The organism is Bacteroides propionicigenes, assembly GCF_018390535.1.
Taxonomy (GTDB): domain Bacteria; phylum Bacteroidota; class Bacteroidia; order Bacteroidales; family Bacteroidaceae; genus Bacteroides; species Bacteroides propionicigenes.
The window spans coordinates 1-3,147 of the sequence record NZ_JAHBBW010000025.1 but is presented as its reverse complement, the minus strand read 5'-3'; the positions used below and the strand labels follow the sequence as shown (position 1 = coordinate 3,147).

The window sequence follows — 3,147 nt, the reverse complement described above, 5'->3', positions numbered from 1 at the left end:
GAATGGCGGTCAACAGGCTCAAACCACCCAGAAACCTGCGCATCGAGTTCAAACCGTCCCCACGGCAGTATGAACTCTGGAAACTGTTGCAACCGAACTATTGTCCCCATTGTGGCGGGGAGATCGAGCAAATCCTTATCGGTTATGACCAGCAAGGCAACCCTCAGTACAGGCCTCAATGCAGGCATTGCAAGTCGCAGAACCTGCCACAGCTGATACTGGGAGGCGGAGCGGCCGGCGGCGGAAAATCGTATATCGGCAGCGTTTGGCTGGTGTCTTCATGTATTCGGTTCGAGAATATCCGTGCGGTGGTGGCCCGTAAGACACTCAAGTCGTTAAAGGAATCGACATGGAACACCATCAAGTCGATTCTGAAGGACTGGGGACTGAAAGAGGATACAAACTACAAGATAAACAACCTCGAAGGCACGCTCACATTCTGGAATGACTCGGTCATCATCATGAAGGAGATGGCGGATATCCCCAGCGACCCCAACTTCGAGCGTTTTGGCTCTTCGGAATATACCATCGCCATGGTGGACGAGGTGTCGGAAATCTCGGAACGGGCCGTCGAAGTGCTGTTCTCCCGTCTCCGCTGGAGAACCCATGAGACATTCAAGACCCCGAGAATGCTGCTCACCACCAATCCGACGATTAACTGGGTGCGTTCCCGCTTCGTGCAGGACGAAAACGGAGACAAGGTCATCTGCCGCGAGGGTGAAGCGTATATACCTTTCTCCGTGTTTGACAACCCGAATATCGCTTTCCGTCAGGTGTACGAGGCGGCCCTGAACAAGATCCGTGACCAGGCGACAAAGGAACGCCTGCTCTATGGCAACTGGGATTTCGTGGAAGCCAACGATATGGCGATTTATAACAGTTTCGACGGCTCCCGGCATCTCGTTACCGGACTGAAAGAAAAGGCGTACGATCCGACCAAGCCGCTCATCACGGTGTGGGACTTCAATGTTGCCCCCCAAATGTCGGTGCTCTCCGCACAAATAGACTATGAAAACAGGAAGGTCTATATACTGGAAGAGATACTCGGCAAGCCGGAGGAAAAGGAGAACAACACACCTGCGTTGGCACGGAAAGTACGCTTAAAACTTTACCGGGACAAGCATATTGGCGGAGTGGATGTGACCGGTGACCCTTCCGGGTTACAACGCTCCACCACCAACGAGGACGGCATCAACAACTATACCATCATCACGGACACTTTCGGCAGAGGAATCCTGCGACCGAAGGTAAAGCTATTACGCAAGCAGCCTCCGCAGGCTACACGGTGCGAGTTCGTCAACGAGGTATTCGGGGGCTATGAAGGCTGGGAGATACAAATCGATATCAAATGTCGCAAACTTACCCAGGATCTGATTTACCAGCTTCGTAACGAGGACGGTACCAAGAGCAAACAGAAGACCACCGACCCGAAAACCGGTGTCAAATATGAACGGTACGGGCACTTGTCCGACTGCCTTGACTACCTGCTCTGTTACTACCTGCGCGACAGCTGGTACAAGTTCAAGAGCGGAGGCGACGGGAACGGGTATGTGGTCTCCACATCGGTAATTCAGGAAGGATTTTCATACTAATAACGGAACAAGGATATGTACAGACGGTTTCTCAATAATGACGACTATCTTGGGATAATTACTCCGGAAGCACTAGCACAACTCACGCGGGGCAATGATGCACGATTCATCCAGGCGGAAGAATCGGCGGAGATGAGCATTGTGGAATATTTGTCGGAGAACTACGAGATTGAAAAGGAACTTGCAAAAGGAAAATATATCGCCGAATACGACCGTCGAATTACCTATCCCGTGGGTGTGCATGTCTATTTCGAGGGACAAATCCATGAGGTGACACGCTCCGTCAGCGGCTATCGCAAGCCGGCAACGGCAATCTATTGGGAAGAGTGTTCCGATATCCACGTCGATGCGGGACAAGTTGTAAATTATTCCCAGTTCAACACCTATTATCCGGGTGATAAAGTAAACTACAACGGTGTTGTCTATATTTGCCTTGCCGAAAACGGGTACAAGTTCGATGATATCCGTATCCCGATGGTCGGCGGTTGGATCGAGACGGAAGTCACGTTATGGCAGCCTGTCGAGTATCCTCTGTGGTCAGTCGTTGAATATGAAGGGGCGTTCTATACTTTGATGACGCTTGACTGTTTCGATTGCAATCTTGACCCTATGGTGTCCGACTGTTGGGGAGCCATAGCCGATTACGATTCATCATACAATGCCTACGAATTGTCGGAACACGAATATGTAGTTTATGACGGACGGGTATTTTACCCGGAAACGGATGTGAACGCGGACACGCCGCAAGTCGGTCTAAACCTATCATTACACGATCCACGAAACTACAACCTCAAGAAGCATATGGTTCGATTGGCTATCTACGAGCTCACGAAACTCATTGCCCCGAATAATGTCAGTGTTGTCCGTATGCGCGATTACGAGGATAGCATGAAATGGCTTAATGATGCCGCCAAATTGCGACTTAATCCACAAATCCCCCGTAAAGTCGATGACACGAAAAAGCCGGTTACCGATTGGCAACTGGCTACTTTCCAAACAGATTATGACCCGTATCGAAACCCGTGGCTGACCTAAATAACAGTAAATACCGCTACCGGATTTGTTGTCGTAGTCTTTACCATGAACAAGAAACGAAATTACTGCTTGTTTGTTAGTTCCGTTTCCACAAGAGCCCCCCTGAACGGGTGGCAAGTTCCTTGTAATATGCCGCCAAAAGAAGATATAAATTTGGCCTTTTAGAATAATCCAATCTGCTATATTCCTTACTGCCTTTGCGGTATTTAATAATCTCAAGACATTGAATAATTATTTACTTGTTTTTGTGCCCGTTGGATTTAGGTTTGAATAAGGCATGAAGTCTTATCACGCACACCAACAATGTTTCATAATCAACATGAAAGTAGAGGCGTTCATCTTTCAGACTACATTGAAAGTGAATCCGATAGCGGCATGAAACGGTTCTCCCTACAGGACGGGCAGATGAGCAACTGCATGCTCTCTGCCCGTTTTCTATGGTACAAGGCAATTATAATAAAGCCATTTTTATTTTTCCCTGAAAAAAGTGTCGGTTATTTCATTGCAGAACAAAACATTT

Annotated in this window: 2 protein-coding genes; both read left to right on the top strand. The window is 48.6% G+C overall.

What is annotated here, in order from left to right:
* The first annotated feature begins 2 nt into the window (after nt 1–2).
* A complete protein-coding gene (locus KG118_RS17165) occupies nt 3–1,592 on the top strand; it encodes a phage terminase large subunit (protein ID WP_004303996.1) in 1,590 nt (529 codons plus the stop codon).
* 15 nt (nt 1,593–1,607) lie between these two features.
* The gene (locus KG118_RS17160; protein WP_004328553.1) at nt 1,608–2,627 is read left to right on the top strand and encodes a hypothetical protein; all 1,020 of its coding nucleotides are present in this window, start codon (nt 1,608–1,610) and stop codon (nt 2,625–2,627) included.
* The last annotated feature ends 520 nt before the right edge of the window (nt 2,628–3,147 follow it).